14 protein-coding genes are annotated in these 16,855 nt (G+C 67.6%); 4 read left to right on the top strand and 10 right to left on the bottom strand.

From position 1 onward, the window contains the following. Nucleotides 1-7: 7 nt before the first annotated feature. The 7 genes from GGQ89_RS11815 to GGQ89_RS11785 all read right to left on the bottom strand — a co-directional run bounded on the left by GGQ89_RS11815 (nucleotide 8) and on the right by GGQ89_RS11785 (nucleotide 9,790). Nucleotides 8-2,962 (bottom strand): PD-(D/E)XK nuclease family protein, encoded by a 2,955-nt coding sequence (locus GGQ89_RS11815; protein WP_184105924.1) that lies wholly within the window; start codon nucleotides 2,960-2,962, stop codon nucleotides 8-10. Further along, nucleotides 2,955-3,710, bottom strand: coding sequence for a nucleotidyltransferase family protein (locus tag GGQ89_RS11810; RefSeq protein WP_184105923.1), 756 nt, complete (start codon nucleotides 3,708-3,710; stop codon nucleotides 2,955-2,957). The genes GGQ89_RS11815 and GGQ89_RS11810 overlap by 8 nt, the downstream gene beginning before the upstream one ends. After that, nucleotides 3,707-4,675 (bottom strand): aminoglycoside phosphotransferase family protein, encoded by a 969-nt coding sequence (locus GGQ89_RS11805; protein ID WP_184105945.1) that lies wholly within the window; start codon nucleotides 4,673-4,675, stop codon nucleotides 3,707-3,709. Before GGQ89_RS11805 ends, GGQ89_RS11810 begins: the two co-directional genes overlap by 4 nt. Next, a complete protein-coding gene (gene tsaE, locus GGQ89_RS11800) occupies nucleotides 4,672-5,118 on the bottom strand; it encodes a tRNA (adenosine(37)-N6)-threonylcarbamoyltransferase complex ATPase subunit type 1 TsaE (protein ID WP_184105922.1) in 447 nt (148 codons plus the stop codon). Before tsaE ends, GGQ89_RS11805 begins: the two co-directional genes overlap by 4 nt. Then, nucleotides 5,115-7,487, bottom strand: coding sequence for a sensor histidine kinase (locus GGQ89_RS11795; protein WP_184105921.1), 2,373 nt, complete (start codon nucleotides 7,485-7,487; stop codon nucleotides 5,115-5,117). The genes tsaE and GGQ89_RS11795 overlap by 4 nt, the downstream gene beginning before the upstream one ends. Nucleotides 7,488-7,645: 158 nt before the next feature. Continuing rightward, nucleotides 7,646-9,064 carry an adenosylhomocysteinase gene (gene ahcY, locus GGQ89_RS11790; protein WP_056437950.1) on the bottom strand — a complete coding sequence of 473 codons (1,419 nt, stop codon included), beginning with the start codon at nucleotides 9,062-9,064 and terminating at the stop codon, nucleotides 7,646-7,648. A 162-nt stretch (nucleotides 9,065-9,226) separates the two neighbouring features. Next, nucleotides 9,227-9,790 (bottom strand): YqgE/AlgH family protein, encoded by a 564-nt coding sequence (locus tag GGQ89_RS11785; protein ID WP_338112289.1) that lies wholly within the window; start codon nucleotides 9,788-9,790, stop codon nucleotides 9,227-9,229. Between the two features lie 123 nt (nucleotides 9,791-9,913). On the opposite strand from GGQ89_RS11785, the gene GGQ89_RS11780 reads away from it, so the two are divergent. The 4 genes from GGQ89_RS11780 to GGQ89_RS11765 all read left to right on the top strand — a co-directional run bounded on the left by GGQ89_RS11780 (nucleotide 9,914) and on the right by GGQ89_RS11765 (nucleotide 12,769). Continuing rightward, a complete protein-coding gene (locus tag GGQ89_RS11780) occupies nucleotides 9,914-10,393 on the top strand; it encodes a peroxiredoxin (protein WP_184105920.1) in 480 nt (159 codons plus the stop codon). 115 nt (nucleotides 10,394-10,508) lie between these two features. Then, nucleotides 10,509-10,727 (top strand): hypothetical protein, encoded by a 219-nt coding sequence (locus GGQ89_RS11775; RefSeq protein WP_056437961.1) that lies wholly within the window; start codon nucleotides 10,509-10,511, stop codon nucleotides 10,725-10,727. Between the two features lie 79 nt (nucleotides 10,728-10,806). Continuing rightward, nucleotides 10,807-12,243: an AMP nucleosidase gene (locus tag GGQ89_RS11770; RefSeq protein WP_184105919.1), complete on the top strand. Its 1,437-nt coding sequence runs from the start codon at nucleotides 10,807-10,809 to the stop codon at nucleotides 12,241-12,243. Nucleotides 12,244-12,316: 73 nt separating this feature from the next. Continuing rightward, on the top strand, nucleotides 12,317-12,769 hold the full coding sequence (locus tag GGQ89_RS11765; RefSeq protein WP_184105918.1) for a hypothetical protein: 453 nt from the start codon (nucleotides 12,317-12,319) through the stop codon (nucleotides 12,767-12,769). Nucleotides 12,770-12,981: 212 nt separating this feature from the next. Here the strand turns inward: GGQ89_RS11765 and GGQ89_RS11760 are convergent, their stop codons facing one another. The 3 genes from GGQ89_RS11760 to GGQ89_RS11750 form a co-directional block, all read right to left on the bottom strand. Then, on the bottom strand, nucleotides 12,982-14,820 hold the full coding sequence (locus tag GGQ89_RS11760) for a M2 family metallopeptidase (RefSeq protein ID WP_184105917.1): 1,839 nt from the start codon (nucleotides 14,818-14,820) through the stop codon (nucleotides 12,982-12,984). A gap of 76 nt (nucleotides 14,821-14,896) precedes the next feature. Next, nucleotides 14,897-15,658 (bottom strand): alpha/beta fold hydrolase, encoded by a 762-nt coding sequence (locus GGQ89_RS11755; protein WP_076716638.1) that lies wholly within the window; start codon nucleotides 15,656-15,658, stop codon nucleotides 14,897-14,899. Nucleotides 15,659-15,908: 250 nt separating this feature from the next. Beyond that, a complete protein-coding gene (locus tag GGQ89_RS11750) occupies nucleotides 15,909-16,682 on the bottom strand; it encodes a helix-turn-helix domain-containing protein (protein ID WP_184105916.1) in 774 nt (257 codons plus the stop codon). Nucleotides 16,683-16,855 lie beyond the last annotated feature (173 nt).

Below are 16,855 nucleotides of genomic sequence, written 5' to 3'. Positions count from 1 at the left end.
GAAAACATTACCGATCACGGCCATACCATTCATCCCGCCGCATCAGCTGGTCATATTCCGCATAGGGCGCATATTCGGGCACCAGCTTGGCGGTAAACGGCGCATCGCCCGTCAGCCATTGCCCCGCCGCGTCGGCGAAGTTCGCCGCCGCGATGGATACGAACTCGTCGGTCCGGATGCGTTCGCGCTTGCCATCGGGGTCGACCGGGGTGGCGATATAGCCCAGCCCCTCGCGCCCGCGTCCCAGCGACCAATATTCGAACCCGCCCGCCTTGCCGGACACGCCCTCGAACCCGCCCCGCTCGGCGATCAGACCGAGCAGGCCGAGTTGCAGGCTGAACCCTTCGCGCACCGCCGTCGTGGAGGGCGGCTTGCCGGTCTTGTAGTCGATCACCACCAGCGACCCGTCCGCCGCCTTGTCGATCCGGTCGAACCGGCCGGTCAGCGTCACGCCCGCCAGCTTGGCCTCTCCCTTGCCCTCGGCGCTCAGGACATGGCGGCCCTCACCCGCCTTGGCGGCGACCTCGGCGGCGATCCAGTCGATCGCCTCGATCAGTCGGGGCTGCCACAAGGCGCGCATCATCGGATGGGTCCGCTGGTCGCGCAGCATCGCCAGCGCACGGGGGCGCAGCGCCTCGACATCGCAAGCGTCCTCCTTCCACCACATCTCCAATATGTCGTGGACGGCGGTGCCGCGCCACGCCGCGCTGGGGTCGGCATCCACCGGGTCGAGCGGTGACAGGCGCAGCACCCGGCGCGCGTAGAAGGCGTAAGGGTCGGCCTTGAGCCGGTCGACCTCGGTCACCGAGATCGTGGTGGGCCGGAGCGCAGCGGGGGGCTTGGGCGCGGGCCGGTCGACGGGCGCGTAATCGACCGGTCGGTCGAGTTCGACCGCCCAGCGCGCCAGCGAAGGATGCGCCTCGAACCGCTCGCCCGCCATCGCCTGAAGCCGCAACCAGAAGCGCGAGGCCAGGGTCGGTCCGCTCGCATCGCGGCGCGCGCGGGTCAGGATCGCGCGGGGAGCCCCCATCGCCTGTGCCAGATCATGCGCGGCGATGCCGATCCGCTGCTCCAGCCCGACCAGCCCCAAAAGCGAGCGGATACGCGGCGCCAGCCACGGGTCCGGCGCAGGCCGCCCCGGCCAGACTCCTTCGTTCAGGCCGCCCGCAATCATCAAGTCGGCGGTCTGAAGACGCGCCTCGATCGGCCCATAGATGGCGAGGCGGGGATGCTGGCCTTCACGCGGAATGGCGCGGATCGCGATCTCGTCGAACAGGCTGCGAAGCAGCGCGGGCAACTCGGCGGGATCGACCCGGGCGGGGCCGTGATCGGCCTCCTCCTCATAACCCGCCAGGAACTCCGCTGCCGCGCGCCCGGCGGGGCCGGTCCATAGCGCATCGCCGCACAGGGTCTGCCCGCATTCGCGCAGACAGGCGAGCAGGCTGCGCAACCCCTGCGGCCCGTCGCCAAAGGTCCGTCCGACCGCTTCCAGCATCGGCGCGGCCTTGGCCCAGAAGGCGGAAGCCGTGGGCTTGTCGGCGACATGCGCGGCGATGCCGTCGAGCCCCGGCGCCGGGCGCGGCCCCCTGAGCGCCCGGTCGAGCGCACGGACGCCGTCAAGCCACTCCACCCGCTCCATCTCGCCCCGGATCAGCGGGTGCTTGAGCAGAGCGAGCAGCGGCAATGGCGCGAAATGCTGCGCCGCTGCCTCGGCCAGTTGCAGCAGGAAGGTGCCCGGCAACAGGATCGAAAGCGGCCGCCCCGCCGTATCGTCGATCAGGATGTTCCAGCGCCGACAATGCGCCGCCACGCGCCGCGCCAACGCGCGGTCGGGGGTGACGAGCGCGGCGGTACGACCCGGCTCCTCGACCGCCTCGCGCAGCGCCAGCGCGATGGCCTGTGCCTCTTCGGCGGGGGTGGCGAGCTCGATGGTGGAGACACCCGACAGCCGCCGATCCTCGGCGGGCAGATCGGTCCATTTGCCGGTAAAGTCGGCCGGGGCCATGGCATTGGCGATGGCACGGCCTCGCGCGGCCCCCGCGTCATAGTCCCCGCCGCCGCGCCACACCGTCACCTCGCCGCGCCCGACGCCCATCCGGTCGAGCAGCAGTTTCAGCGAATATTGCGGGTGCGTCTCTATCGAGCGGCGGGTGCGGCCCGTCTCGGGATCGGGCTTATGGGGGCCCAGCGCATCCCATTCCGCGTCGGGCATGGTCAGGTCCAGCCCGGCGAACACTACCGAGCCGCCCGGCATCTCCGACACGCAGCGCAGCAGCCGCGCGACCGCAGGCGCGGTATCGGTGACACCCGCCGCACAGACGAACCCGGCGGGCTGCGCCTGCGCCCAGCGCTTGGCCGTCCGGTCGAGCAGCAGGGTGCGGCGCTTCGCCGCATCGATCCGTCCCATCCGCTCCAGCACCGCAGGCCAGCGGTCGAGCACCACCGAAAAAGTCGCCAGCGCCGACTGCCAATGCTCGGTCAGCTCGGGGCCCAGGTCGAGCGCGGCGAGTTCGGCCGGATCGACCTCCTCGACCAGCATCTGGTCCAGCGTACGGGCTAGATCGCCCGCCAGCCGAACGGCCTCGGCCGCCGTCACCGGCTGGCCCGCGCGTTGCCGCTCCTGCTCGACCAGCCGCGCCAGGATCATCCGGCGCGCCGAGGGTGCGATGGCGGGCGGCGGGGGTGCTTCGGCATCGGCGGGGTCGAGCGCGGAGCCCGCCGCTTCGCCCAGTTCGGGGTCGCCCAGCGCGACCATGCGCGGCAGGATCAGGCCGCCGCCGCTCGCGCGGACGAACGCCTCGGTGACCGCGCGGACGCCGCGATTGGTCGGCAGCAGGATCATGCCCTGCGCCAGCGTCAGCGGATCGCCCCCGCTGCGCCGCATCAGCCCGGCGACCAGCGCATCGGCAAATCCACGATGCGCCGGAATGGTGTGCAGCCTCGGGCGGCGTGGCTCACCCATCCGCGAGGATCAGCTCCGTCTGCGGGATGGCGCGCGGGGTGCCGACATCGAACCACAGCCCCTGATGCACCTGCCCGAAAGCGCGCTCCGCCTCGATCGTGCGGTTCCAGAACAGGTTGGTCGAGAAGGGCCCCTCGGGTGCGTCGGCGATCAGGCGCGGGTGCAGGATCTGGAGCCCGGTATAGGAAAAAGGCGCGACCCGGCCGCGCTGACGCCGCGCGGTGATCCGGCCATCGGCGCCAAGGTAAAAGTCGCCCTGCCCGTCATGATTGTGCGCCCGCGCCAGCGGCACCATCAGGAGGAGCGCGTCCATCGTCGCCTCGTCCCAGCGCGAGGCGAGCAGGCGGATCGCGTCGACCGGTCCGTCGATCCACAGATTGTCGCTGTTGACGACCAGGATCGGATCGTCGCCCAGCAGGGGCCTGGCCTTGACCAGCCCGCCGCCGGTTTCGAGCAATTGCTCGCGCTCGTCCGAAATAATGACTTCGATCCCCGGAAAGCGATCCTTCAGATGCGCTTCCAGCTGGTCGGCGAGATAGTGGACATTGACCACCGCCCGCTCGATCCCCGCCGCGACCAGCCGGTCGAAGACATGGTCGATCAACGGCTTGCCCGCCACCGATACCAGCGGTTTGGGGCGCGTGGCGGTCAGCGGACGCATCCGCTTGCCCAGCCCCGCCGCCATCACCATCGCGGTGCGCGGCACCCGGCCCGAAGGCGTGGGACGAAGCGAGAGTTGCCGAGTCATCGGGACAGTACCTTCGGGTCGCCGCGCAGCTCGGGCGGCACATTGTCATCGAACCAGGCGGCCACCGGCGCCAGCACCGGCTGCGACAGATCGCGTTCCAGATAGGCCCAGACGCGCGGGCACAGCGCAGCATAACGTGGCTTGCCGTCGCGCTTCCAGAGGCGGGTGAAAATGCCGACGATCTTGGCATTCCGCTGGGCACCCAGCACGTGATAGGCGTTCAGGAAGGCTTCGCCTTCGCCGGTCGCGGCCAGATAGCGCTTGAGCATCGCCTCTTCGATCGAGGGCTCGACATCGCGCCGCGCATCTTGGAGCAGCGAGACGAGGTCATAGGCCGGATGCCCGGCCAGCGCGTCCTGGAAGTCGAGCAAGCCGAGCGTCCGCCCGGGCCCGACCAGCATCAGGTTCTCGACATGATAATCGCGCAGCACGGTGACGGGCTTGTCTGTCAGCGCATGGGCGAACACCTGGTCCCAGGCGGCGCGATAACCCTCGCCGTCGACATCCAGGCCGACAGCGGGCGTGTACCATTCGGGCAGGAGCGCCGCCTCCCGGTGAAGGACGGCGGTGTCATAGGGCGCCAGCCCCTCGGGCGCATGGTTGCGCAGCGCGGCCAGCAGGTCGACCGCATCGCTGTAGAGTTGCACCGTCGCATCGGGATCGGACTCGATCGCCTCCCGCATCCGGTCGTCGCCGAAATCCTCGATCAGGACGAGGCCGCGTTCCTCGTCCGCACCCAGGATCGTCGGCGCGGCAAAGCCCTTACCGACCAGCCAGCGGGCGATGGCGATGAAGGGACGCGGGTCCTCATGCGGCGGCGGCGCGTCCATCAGGACGGCGCGGCGCCCCCCCTGCGTCACCCGGAAATAACGGCGGAACGAGGCGTCTCCGGCGAGCGGGGCGATCACCGCCCCCTCCCATCCCAGCGTCGTCAGAAAGGCGGGCGCATCCGCCGGAGGGGTCATATCGGCCATCGGTTTTCCCAGCCCGAGGGGACCTGTGCTGTCAAGATACGTCCGCCGCCCGGATCCATCGCGATGGTCAGCGCCAGCGCCTGCGGCCAGGCGCCCTCGCCTGCCCGGTCGGGCCATTCGACGATCAGTGCGGAGTCCCACAGTGCCTCGTCCAGCCCCAGTTCCTCCATCTGCTCCGGCCCGTCGAGGCGATAGAGATCGACATGCAGGATGGGGATCGCGGTTTCGGGCGGGGCATAGGGCTGGACGATGGCAAAGCTCGGGGACGGGGCCTCACCGGGCAGGCCGAGCGCGGCGAGCAGCCCGCGCGCCAGGCTGGTCTTGCCCGCCCCCAGCGTACCGGTCAGCGTCACCACATCGCCGGGGCGGAGATGCGCTGCCAGCCTACGTCCGAATTCCTCGGTGGCGGCGGCATCGGCCAGCCGGATCGTCATGGATTTTCCTTTTCCGCCACGCGCCGGGGCAGTTCGACGGTGACCAGCGTGCCCTCACCCGGTTCGGACAGCAGGGTGACGGTGCCGCCATGCGCCTCGACGAATTTCTTGGCGAGCGGCAGGCCGAGGCCCAGCGCACGCTCGCCGGTCGCCTTGATGCCCGGCTCGGCAAAACGATCGAAGGCGCGCGCGACGGCTTCCTGGTCCATGCCCTGCCCGTCGTCCGATACCACGATCCGCGCCCGCGCCGAATCACCATCGGCGTGGAGCAGGATGCGTCCGCCCTCCGGCGTCTGTTCGACCGCATGGCGCAGCAGATGCTCGATCGTCTCCTGCAACCGGCGGCGGTCGCCGGTGATCCGGCCGAGCGAGCGATGCACCTCGACCGCGAAGTCGAGCTTGCGGCGTCCCGCGATCGGCCGGATCGTATCGGCCGCCGCCCGCGCGACGCGGGCCAGTTCGACATCCTCGCGTGCGATGCCGCCATCCGCCTGGTCGCGGGTCAGGTCGAGCACATCGTCGACCAGCAGGCCCAGCCGCTCCGTGGATTCGAGGATCGCCTCGACATAGCTCGTCGCCGTCTCCGGCAATGGTCCGGCGAAACCGCCATGCAGCATCTCGGCAAAACCGCTGATCGAGGTCAGCGGCGTGCGCAGCTCATAGCTCATATTAGCGACGAAGGCGGTCTTGACCTTGTCCGCCGCCTCCAGCGCATCGGCGCGATCCCGCAAGGCTTGTTCGGCGCGGCGGCTGTCCGTGATGTCGAGCAGCGTGAACAGCGCATTGCCATCGGGCAGCGGCACGCCCGCAAACTCGAAATGTCGCCCATCGGCGAAGGCGACGCGCCCGCCGCGCTGCTGCCGCTCGATCGTCGCGGAGCGGACCAGATCGACGATCAGCGCCGAGCGTCCCGGCGTCGCCAGCCGCTCCGCCACGCGCTCGGCAAAGGCATCGACACGCGGATGGCTGGTCAGGAAATCCTCCTCCAGACCCCAGAGCGCGCGGAAGCGGTTGTTCCACAGCTGCAACCGACCATCGGCGGCGAAGACGCCCAGCGCCTCGAACAGATTGTCGAAGGTCGCGGTCCGCACACGCAACAGCGTGTCGCGCGCGGAGGCCAGCTGCACCTCCTCGGTCCGATCCTCGAAGATCATCAACAGGCCGCCGTCGGGCAACGGCTGCGCCACGACGCGCAAATGCGTGCCGCCCGGCAGATGCCATTGCTCCTCGATCCCGCCGCTCGCCTGGCGAAACCAGCCGACGCGCTCCGCCTTCCAGCCGGGGAAGTCGCGGACTTCGGGGCTGCGATTGGCCTCGCGCATCCGCTCCAGGATACGGTCGAATTCGGGATGGTCGGCCAGCCACTCGGCGCGCATTGCGAACATGCGGCGGAAGGGCTGGTTGCAGAAGACGAGGCCGCGATCCGGCCCGAAATGCGCGACCGCCGCCGACAGCCGGTCGAGCATCGCGCGCTGCGCCTCGGCAAAGCGCTTGGCGCCCGCGCGCGACTGTTCCAGATCCTCGATATCGACGGCGAAGCCCGCGATGCCGCCGGTCGGCAGCGGCACGTCGAAGATGCGTAGCGCCCGGCGCGCGCCGTCGATGGTGGCGGGCAGGACCTGCTCGTGCGGCCGCCCCTGATCACGCGCCGCCGCCGCGCCCGCCAGCGGACCACCGCGCCCCGACCCCTCGACCAGTTCCAGGCCGCGCCCGACGACATCGGCGGCGTCCCGTCCCTCGACCGCTTCGACATAGGCGGTGTTGACCATGGCGAGGCGCAGATCGGCGCCGCGATACCACATGGGCAGCGGGGCGGCCTCGATCAGCCCGGTCAGCGCCTGGAAGGCGTCGCCGAGGCGCTTTGCCTCGCCGTCGAGCCGGACGATCTCGTCCTGCGTCTCGGTCATGTCGAAGACCCAGATGACGACCTCCCCGGCCGCGCCCTGATGCGCGGGCGCGCGGGCACCGTCGAACAGCAGGGTGCGCACCGATCCCTGCGGCCGGACGATCCGGCGGAAACGGCGTCCGGTCTTCTGCGCGGCGTTCAGATCGGCGGCGAGCAGCGCCTTGTCCTCAGGCGTAAGCCCGGCGTCTTCATAGGCCAGTTCCTCGAGGAAGCGCGCCACATCGGCCAGCCCCAGCCAGTCGGCCAGCCGCCGGGGCATTTCGATCCGCCCGTCGCTGCGGATCACCATCGCCTGGGCAGGGCCGGCGCGCAGCATCGCATCGAGCCGGTCCCGCTCCAGCCGCACCGTCGACGCCTCGGCCCGGGCGCGGACGCCCAGATAGAGCAGCACCATGCCGATCACGATCAGGGCACAGGCGCCTGCACCCAACAGGACCGCCTCGGTATCACCGATCGCAATCATCCGAGAAAGGCCGGGCCGAAACGCTGCATCCGCCCATCTCTAGCCCGATCGGCACGCGATACGCCATAACGAAGACGCAGAGCCGTGGGACGCAGCCAAAGAAAAAGGGCCGCCCTTTCGGACGGCCCTTCTCGTTCGGACAAAGCCAGAAGACGGGATCAGTAGCGGTAATGATCCGGCTTGAACGGACCTTCGACCGGCACGCCGATGTAAGCGGCCTGCTTCTCCGACAGCTTCGACAGCTGGACGCCCAGCTTTTCGAGGTGGAGCGCGGCGACCTTCTCGTCGAGGTGCTTGGGCAGGACGTAGACTTCGTTCTTGTAGTTCTCGCCCTTGGTCCACAGCTCGATCTGGGCGAGCGTCTGGTTGGTGAACGAGGCCGACATCACGAAGGACGGGTGGCCGGTCGCGCAGCCCAGGTTCACCAGGCGACCCTTGGCCAGCACGATGATCTGCTTGCCGTCCGGGAACTCGACCAGGTCGGTACCGGGCTTCACTTCGGTCCACTTGTAGTTCGACAGCGCCGCGATCTGGATCTCGCTGTCGAAGTGGCCGATGTTGCAGACGATCGACATGGGCTTCATCGCCTTCATGTGATCGGCGGTGATGACGTCGGCGTTGCCGGTCGCGGTGACGAAGATGTCGGCGCGCTTCACGGCCTCATCCATGGTCACGACCTCGAAGCCTTCCATCGCCGCCTGCAGCGCGCAGATCGGATCGATCTCGGTCACGAGCACGCGCGCGCCGCCATTGCGCAGCGACTGGGCCGAGCCCTTGCCCACGTCGCCGAAACCGGCGACCGCAGCGACCTTGCCAGCCAGCATGACGTCGGTGGCGCGACGGATCGCGTCGACCAGCGATTCCTTGCAGCCATAGAGGTTGTCGAACTTCGACTTGGTGACCGAGTCGTTGACGTTGATCGCCGGGAAAGGCAGCTCGCCCTTCTTCGCGATCTCGTACAGGCGGTGAACGCCGGTGGTCGTCTCTTCCGACACGCCCTTCAGGTTCTTGACGGTCTGCGTCAGATAGCCAGGCTTCTTGGCGATGAACGCCTTGACCGAACGCTGGAACTCGACCTCTTCCTCATTTTCCGGCTCGCCGAAGGTCTGGCCGGCTTCCAGCTTGGCGCCCCAGAGCGCGAACATGGTCGCGTCGCCGCCATCGTCCAGGATGATGTTGGCGGTCTGACCCTCGACGTCGCCGTCCCAGGTGAAGATGTCGCCGACATAGTCCCAATATTCGGCCAGCGTCTCGCCCTTGACGGCGAAGACGGGCACGCCGCTCGCGGCGATCGCGGCGGCGGCATGGTCCTGGGTCGAGTAGATGTTGCAGGTCGCCCAGCGGACGTCGGCGCCGAGCGCGGTCAGCGTCTCGATCAGCACGGCGGTCTGGATCGTCATGTGCAGCGAGCCGGTGATGCGCGCGCCCTTGAGCGGCTGTTGAGCGCCGAATTCGTCGCGCAGGGCCATCAGGCCGGGCATCTCGGTCTCGGCGATCTTGATCTCGGCGCGGCCGAAATCAGCCAGGCTGATGTCCTTGATGACGTAATCGTTCTTGGTGGCGGCAGTCGTGGACACGACGAAACTCCGTGCAAAATGGGGCCGACCAAGACGTAGCGCGCACGCCGATCGGCACGGCGCCCGCCTTAGCGGTGATCGCCTTAGGGATCAAATATAAAGATATCTTTATATCGTTGAGCGTCTTGCATTCCTCCCCTGCAAGGGGAGGAACAGGATCGTTCAGGCCCTGCCGCCGCCCGTCACCAGCTGGCGCGGATCGACACCGGCCGCGCCGTAAGCCGCCTGCCAGCGGTCCTCGGCGGGCACGTCGAACAGGATGCCCGGCTCGCCACCGACGTTGAACCAGGTGCCGGGTTCGCGCAGCTCCTGCTCCAACTGGCCCGCATCCCATCCGGCATAGCCCAGCGCGACGACCCATTGCTTCGGCCCGTTGCCCTCGGCGATGGCGCGCAGCACGTCGACCGTGCTCGACAGCACCCAGCGGCCGCCGACATCAACGCTGTCCTGCCCCTGCCAGTCATGGCTGTGCAGCACGAAGCCGCGCCGCGGCTCGACAGGTCCGCCATAATGGACCGGCGCGTCGGGGATATCGCCATGCGCGATCTCGAACTGGTCGAGCAACGTATGGAAGCCGATGCCGTCGATCGTCGCGCCCAGCCCGATGCCGAGCGCCCCGCCCTCGTCATGGGCGCATACGGCGATGATGGCATGATCGAAACGGGGATCGCCCATGCCGGGCAGGGCCAGCAGGAATTGGCCGGAAAGATAGGTCAGTTGATGCACGCCACCGACTATAGGCATCGTCGCCCCACCTCGCCATGCTTGAAATCTATAAGGTCTCTGCGCCATGAACGCCGCGTGGCCCGGCATGGTGCCGTGGCAAATCCCCCGCGAAGGATCCGCACGATGACGATCAAGGTCGGAGACCGCCTGCCTAGCATCACGCTGGTCAAGGTGACGCCCGAAGGCCCCGAACAGGTCAACACCACCGATTATTTTGCGGGCAAGCGCGTCGCGCTGTTCGCGGTGCCCGGCGCCTTCACCCCCACCTGCTCGGCGCAGCACCTGCCCGGCTTCATCGCCCAGGCGGATGCCGTGAAGGCCAAGGGCGTGGACGAGATTGCCTGCACCTCGGTCAACGACGTGTTCGTCATGAAGGCCTGGCGCCAGACCAACAATGCCAGCGAGATCACCATGCTGGCCGACGGCAATGCCGATCTGGCCAAGGCGGTCGGCCTGACGCTGGACGGGTCGAAGTTCGGCATGGGCACGCGCAGCCAGCGCTACACGATGCTGGTCAACGACGGCGTGGTCGAACAGCTGTTCGTCGAGGCACCGGGCGAGTTCAAGGTCAGCTCGGCCGAGCATCTCCTCTCGGTCCTCTGATCGGCCCTGCTGATCCGGTCGGTCGCACGGCCGGTCGGATCGGGGGTGGAACAGTGCTGGAGGCTTTGGCGTTTTTTGCCCATCGAAGGATCGGCACAATGAGAGGAGCCTTGCCATGACCACCTATGTCCCACCCGAAAAGCAGGCACAGGCCAAGAGCTTCACCGAAAAGGCGCAGGGCGCCGCCAAGGCGGCCGGCGACAAGGTGAAGGAACACCCCTATGCCGCCGCCGGAATCGCGGCGGGCGTCGCGGCGGCCGTCGCCGGTGCGGCGTTCGGCGCGTCGAAGCTGCGCACGCCCGGTGACGACGAGAATTCGGCACTGGGGGCCTGACCCCATGGCGCGGGTGTGGGCGATCCGATGTCGCCCGCACCCGCTTGCCAGCCCGGTAAACAGGGCTTAGCTCTGGACGATGACTCACGCTGTCCAGATCGTCGAAGAACTCGACCGCCTCTATACCGCCTCCGTCACGCGTCTGAAGGATGCGTTGACCCTCTATCTCCGTGACGGCACCGCGCCCACGCTGGAAGACCGTGCGCATGGTTGTTTCGCCTATCCCGAAATCCGCCTGATCTATCGCGGCGAGGGCGGGCGCCCTGCCCCGATGCGGTCGTTCGGCCGATTGGTGTCGCCCGGCGACTATCGGATCAGCGTCACCAAGCCCGCGCTGTTCAAGGATTATCTGGTCGAGCAACTGACGCTGCTGATCGAGGATTACGACGTCTCGGTCGAGGCGGTGCCCGGTCGCCAGGAAATCCCCTTCCCTTATGTCCTCGACCCCGGCCATGCCCTGAGCCTGGACACGGTATCAGCGGCCGAGTTGGCGCGTTTCTTCCCCGCGACCGAACTCGCGCATATCGGTGACGAGATCGCCGACGGCCTGTGGATGAATGCCGACGGCAACCGGCCGCTGGCGCTGTTCGACGGGTTGCGCACCGACTTCTCGCTTGCGCGCCTGCGCCACTATACCGGCACCCCGCCCGAGCATTGCCAGCGCTTCGTGTTGTTCACCAACTATCACCGCTATGTCGATGAATTCGTTCGCTGGGGCGCGTCGCAGCTGGGCGAGGGTTCGCGCTTCACCGCCCTGTCCGGCGCGGGCGGCGTCGTGATCGAACGGCCGGAGGATGTCGACAAGATCGTCACCGACAGCGCGTGGCGGCGGCACCAGATGCCCGCCTATCATCTGGTCGCCAAGGACGGCACCGGCATCACGCTCGTCAATATCGGCGTCGGCCCGTCCAACGCCAAGACAATCTGCGATCACCTCGCGGTCATGCGGCCCGAGGCTTGGCTGATGATCGGCCATTGCGGCGGCCTTCGTCCCAGCCAGCGGATCGGCGACTATGTGCTGGCGCATGCTTATCTGCGCGACGACCATGTGCTGGACGATGTGCTGCCGCCCGAAATCCCGGTGCCCGCCATCGCCGAGGTGCAGGTCGCACTCGCCAAGGCAGCCGAGATCGTCTCGGGCCAATCGGGTGACGAGCTGAAGCGTCGCCTGCGCACCGGTACGATCGTCACCACCGACGACCGCAACTGGGAGCTGCGCTATTCCAAGTCGGCGTTGCGCTTCTCGCTCAGCCGCGCGGTCGGGATCGACATGGAGTCGGCGACGATCGCGGCGCAGGGTTATCGCTTCCGCGTGCCCTATGGGACACTGCTGTGCGTGTCGGACAAGCCGCTACATGGCGAGCTGAAGCTGCCGGGTCAGGCCAACCGTTTCTACGAACGCGCGATCAGCGAGCATATGCGGATCGGCATCGAGACCTGCGAGCAACTGCGTCGGGAAGGCAACAAGCTGCACAGCCGCAAGCTGCGCGCGTTCAACGAGCCGCCCTTCCGCTGACAAGCAACCGGGGGCGGGTGGAAGCGTTACGGTGACGAACCGAAGCTGCTTTGTTTGAATGGGGGATTTCGTCATGGTCGATACCACGGACCCGAAAACGCCACGCCCGCCCCGCCGCCGCGCCACGCCCAAGGCAGCCGGCACGCCCACGCCGCGCAAGCGTCCGGCGCCCAAGCCCGCCCCTGTCGAGGAGGAACCGGTCGACGCGGCTACCTTGGAGGACGCCGAGGATGCGGTGGCCGAGGCCCCCAAGCCCGTGCCCAAGCCCAAGGCGCCCCCCAAGCCCCGTTCGACCAAGCGCACGGCGCCTCGCAAGGCACCCCCGCGCAAACCGGCTGCCATCAAACCGGCCCCCGCGCCTGCCTTGGGCAAGCACGGGCTGGACCGGGTCGGCGGCAAATGGGGCGTGGCCTCGATCCTGGGCAGTCTGGCGGCAGCGGCCGGACTGACGGCGGCGCTGCTGTCGCTCAAGGGCAGCACGCCCAAACGCGACAAGGGCAAAGACAAGGATAGCGAGAAGGACTGATCCCAGGCAGCCGTTCGGCCTGAGCGGACGCTGGTATAAACGCCCCTCCACCACCGCTTTGCGGCGGTCCCCCTCCCCATCGTAGATGGGGAGGATTTGGAGGAATGCCGTCTCAATTCCTCCCCAAGCTGTGCTTGGGGAGGGGGACCGCTCGCGACAGCGAGTGAAGGTGGGGCAGGCAACGCCAGCGGCGGAACATACCCCCCCCAGCCTCACCAACCCTGCGGCTTGCCCTTGTTCTGCTGGTCCAGCCACGTCTTGAGCGGGGCGAAATATTCGACCAGCGCCTTGCCAGACATCTCGCGGCTGCCGGTGAACACCTGAAGCGCGTCCGGCCACGGCTTGGACTGGCCCATGGCCAGCATCGCGTTCAGCTTCTTGCCGACCTCCTTGTTGCCATAGAAGGAGCAGCGGTGGAGCGGCCCCTTCCACCCGGCCTGCTGGCATGCCGCCTTGTAGAACTGGAACTGAAGCACCCGCGCCAGGAAATAGCGCGCATAGGGCACACCCGCTGGGATATGATATTTGGCACCCGGATCGAATTTCGTCTCGTCGCGCGCGACCGGCGGCACTACGCCCTGATATTTCAGGCGCAGCGCGTCCCAGCCCGCCTGATATTGCCCGGCCGGGATCTGGCCCGAGAATACGCCCCAACGCCACTTGTCGATCAGCAGACCGAAGGGCAGGAATGCCACCTTGTCCATCGCCTGACGCAGCAGCAGGCCGATATCCTTGTCTGCGCTGGGCACGCGGGCCGGATCGAGCAGGCCGATCTTCACCAGATAATCGGGCGTGATCGACAGCGCGACGGTATCACCGATCGCCTCGTGGAAACCGTCATTCGCGCCGTTCTTGTAAAGGAACGGCTGATCCTTGTACGCGCGCTGGTAATAATTATGCCCCAGCTCGTGATGAATGGTCACGAAGTCGTCCGCATTGACCTTCGTGCACATCTTGATCCGGATATCGTCCTTGTTGTCGACATCCCAGGCCGAGGCATGACAGATCACTTCGCGGTCGGCGGGCTTCACGATCTGCGACCGCTGCCAGAAGGTCTGCGGCAGGGGCGCGAAGCCGAGCGAGGAATAGAAGCCCTCGCCCGCCTTCACCATCTTGATCGGGTCATATCCCTTGGCCTTCAGCAGATCGCCGGTGTCGTATCCGACATCGCCCGCCCCCTTCGGCGCGACGAGGTCATAGATATTGCCCCATTCCTGCGCCCACATATTGCCGAGCAGGTCGGCGCGGATCGGGCCGGTCTTGGCCTGCACCGTGTCGCCATATTTCTCGTTCAGCTTCCAGCGGACATAAGTGTGGAGCGCCTTGTACAGCGGCTCCAGCTCGCCCCAGATCCGGTCGGTCACCTGCGCGAACTGTTCGGGCGACATGTCATAGCCCGAGCGCCACAGCGACCCGGCATCGACATAGCCCAGCTCCTTGGCGCCCTGGTTCGCCAGCGCGGTCATCTGGGTGTAATCGGCCCGCATCGGCGCGCCGACATTGTCGTGCCAGCTGACCCACATTTCCTTCAGTTTCGCCGGATCGCGCTCGCTGCCCATCGCGGCCTCGATGTCCGATCCGTTGATCGGCTGGCCGTTCAGCACGCCCTTGCCCTTGCCATAGGAGGAGGACATGCGCGTCGTCAGCATCGACAACTGTGCCGAGGCCCCCGGCGTGGTCGGCGCGGGCAAGGTAATGCCACCGCGCAACAGGTCCAGCTTGCGCTTGGTGTCATAGGACAGGCCCGGCAGCGCCTGATAACGCGCCGCCCCCAGGCCGTAACGGACGGCGAGATCGGTCATCTCCGCGCCCGACGCGGCGGCCAGCGCATCGGTGTCGTCGGTGATATAAGTCGCATTGACCCAGGCGACCTGCTGCGCGCCAACGGATTTTTCGGCCAACGTCTTCTCGGCCTCGGCGACAAAGGCATCCGCCCCGGCGGCGGTCGCGGGCGGCTGGGTTGCCGGCGCGGCGGGCGCTGCAGTCTGGGCGTGAGCGGCACCGGCCAGCACAAAGGCGAGTACGGCGCCGGAAGCGGCGGAACGGATCATGCTATCCCCCTAACATTCTGAAACGCCCTCGAAACGGGGCGGATGGCGCGCAGTTGCGCGGCTTTGGTCGCCGCCGTCAAGCGGTGAGGAACTGCACGATCGCCGCGCCCAGCTCGGGCTTGGTGACCGAGGCCATATGGTTGCCCGGAATCTCGACATAGCGCCCGCGCGGCAAGGCCTCGGCCAGTTCGACCGCGGCGCCATTGTCGAAGTCGTCGACGCCCGCCACGACCAAGGTCGGCAGGTCGAACCCCTCGATCGCCGAGAGCGGCGTGTCCGCGAAGGTCTGGAGGATATGGAGTAGCGCCACCGGATCGCCGCCGGTGGTCTTGAGGAAGGCCTCGGCCATCCATTCGGGGGTGCCGCGCTTATGCTCGCCCAGCCGGGTCAGGATATTGGTGAAATGCGCGACCCGGCGGTCGGTGTGGAGCAGCCCCTCCAGCCCCATGCCCGCAAAGATCGCCTTGCCCGGCTCCGCCCCGGTCGCAAGCATCCGGCTGACCGTCCGCGCGCCCAGCGAATAGCCGCCGAGATCGTAATCGGTCAGCCCCAGATGCTCGACCAGCGCATGGCCGTCGCGGGTCAGCGCGTCCTTCGGATAGGCGGCGGGGTCATGCGGCTTGCCGCTCTCCCCATGCGCGCGCAGGTCGGGCATGATGACCCGGTAGCCCTTGGCCGCGATGGCGGCGGCGTGGCCGTAGCGGATCCAGTTGGTATAGGCGTCGGAGAAATAGCCGTGGATCAGCACCACGGGCCGCCCCTCCCCCATTTCGCGCCAGGCGATCGGCGTTCCGTCGAAACTGTCGAAGAAGCGGGTTTCGGGGGCGGTGTCGGCCAAGGGTTCAGTCTCCGGCGGTTAAGCTGTACGCGAACCTCCTAATACGGATCGGCCGGGATGTGGACCTTTCTTGCCGCCATTGCGCCATAGGCAGCGTCGACGTTCAGCGGTTCCGCGCGCATTCCTCGCGTATAGGCGAAGGGGAACCAGCGGGGCTGGTGGAGGAGTATCGCCCTCTCGATGGCGGGATACCCCTCCGTCAGGCCTTTCGGCCTGTCACCTCCCCTTCCAGGGGAGGAATGGAATGGCCCTAGCCCACATAGATACCGGCAACCCGCCACTCGCCATTCTCCCGCTCCAGCGTGACCGTCTCGACGATCGCCGCCGAACTGCCGAAACGCGTATTGAACCGCACCATCCGATAGCCGGCAGGCGGTGCGGGAACATCGTCCTGGCTGAGCAAAGTCCGCGATACCGTCTGGCCCAGCGGCGCCCGCACCTTCTCCGAGGTGGCGGCCCAGACCTGCTCGGTGTTCAACTTGTGAAAGCTCCTCGTGGTCAGGCGGTAGCTGTCGGCCCAGCGACCCTGGTCGATCAGTTGCAGGAAATGCTGGGCGGCTTCGACCACCGCCGGATCGGTGGCTGTCGTCGTAGCCGTCTGGGGCGGCGTGGACGCCATATGGGTCAGGCCGCCAAGGGCGAGCAGGCTGAGGGCGAGGGTCATGAGTATCGCTCCGATGATGATCCGGGGACGGCGGATGCCGGTCTCCACGCCGACGACCGGCGCCGGGCTTTCATCCATCATCGGCTCGGGCCGGTCCTCCCCGATCCTCTTGTCCCCCACATAATCGGGGATCGGCAGCGATGCGTCGCCCTCCACCTCCAGCAGCATCCGTGCCGCCTCGCGACTGCTCGACACGGCCAGCTTGCGGCGGGCGTCGCGCAGCCGTTCGTTGATGGTGTGGACCGACAGGTTCAGTTCGCGGGCGATCGACTTGGCGTCATGCCCCCGAACGATCAGGCGCAGCGTCTGCTTCTCCCGGTCGGTCAGCGCGCCGATACCCGCTTTGGCCTGCATGGTCATGGTGCCGACTATGCCGGAGCGGGGCCCGCCGACCACCCTCAAAGAATTGTACCTTGACCGCGTCGGCACAAGCCAAAACGGCGCCATGAGTCCCATTCTCACCAGTCCGCGACAAAATGGCGGGAATCCGCGCTTTTTTTGTGATTCCGAGCGAGTCGCACGCATGGACAAAA

The sequence above is a fragment of the Sphingomonas yabuuchiae genome, from assembly GCF_014199595.1.
GTDB lineage: Bacteria > Pseudomonadota > Alphaproteobacteria > Sphingomonadales > Sphingomonadaceae > Sphingomonas > Sphingomonas yabuuchiae.
This window is presented reverse-complemented; position numbering and strand designations above follow the sequence as displayed.

Bases quoted from the DNA above. Each gene is read 5' to 3' on its own strand.
- GGQ89_RS11815 (WP_184105924.1), bottom strand. From the start codon at position 2,962: ATGGGTGAGCCACGCCGCCCGAGGCTGCACACCATTCCGGCGCATCGT.
- GGQ89_RS11810 (WP_184105923.1), bottom strand. From the start codon at position 3,710: ATGACTCGGCAACTCTCGCTTCGTCCCACGCCTTCGGGCCGGGTGCCG.
- GGQ89_RS11805 (WP_184105945.1), bottom strand. From the start codon at position 4,675: ATGACCCCTCCGGCGGATGCGCCCGCCTTTCTGACGACGCTGGGATGG.
- tsaE (WP_184105922.1), bottom strand. From the start codon at position 5,118: ATGACGATCCGGCTGGCCGATGCCGCCGCCACCGAGGAATTCGGACGT.
- GGQ89_RS11795 (WP_184105921.1), bottom strand. From the start codon at position 7,487: ATGATTGCGATCGGTGATACCGAGGCGGTCCTGTTGGGTGCAGGCGCC.
- GGQ89_RS11780 (WP_184105920.1), top strand. From the start codon at position 9,914: ATGACGATCAAGGTCGGAGACCGCCTGCCTAGCATCACGCTGGTCAAG.
- GGQ89_RS11775 (WP_056437961.1), top strand. From the start codon at position 10,509: ATGACCACCTATGTCCCACCCGAAAAGCAGGCACAGGCCAAGAGCTTC.
- GGQ89_RS11770 (WP_184105919.1), top strand. From the start codon at position 10,807: ATGACTCACGCTGTCCAGATCGTCGAAGAACTCGACCGCCTCTATACC.
- GGQ89_RS11765 (WP_184105918.1), top strand. From the start codon at position 12,317: ATGGTCGATACCACGGACCCGAAAACGCCACGCCCGCCCCGCCGCCGC.
- GGQ89_RS11760 (WP_184105917.1), bottom strand. From the start codon at position 14,820: ATGATCCGTTCCGCCGCTTCCGGCGCCGTACTCGCCTTTGTGCTGGCC.
- GGQ89_RS11750 (WP_184105916.1), bottom strand. From the start codon at position 16,682: ATGACCATGCAGGCCAAAGCGGGTATCGGCGCGCTGACCGACCGGGAG.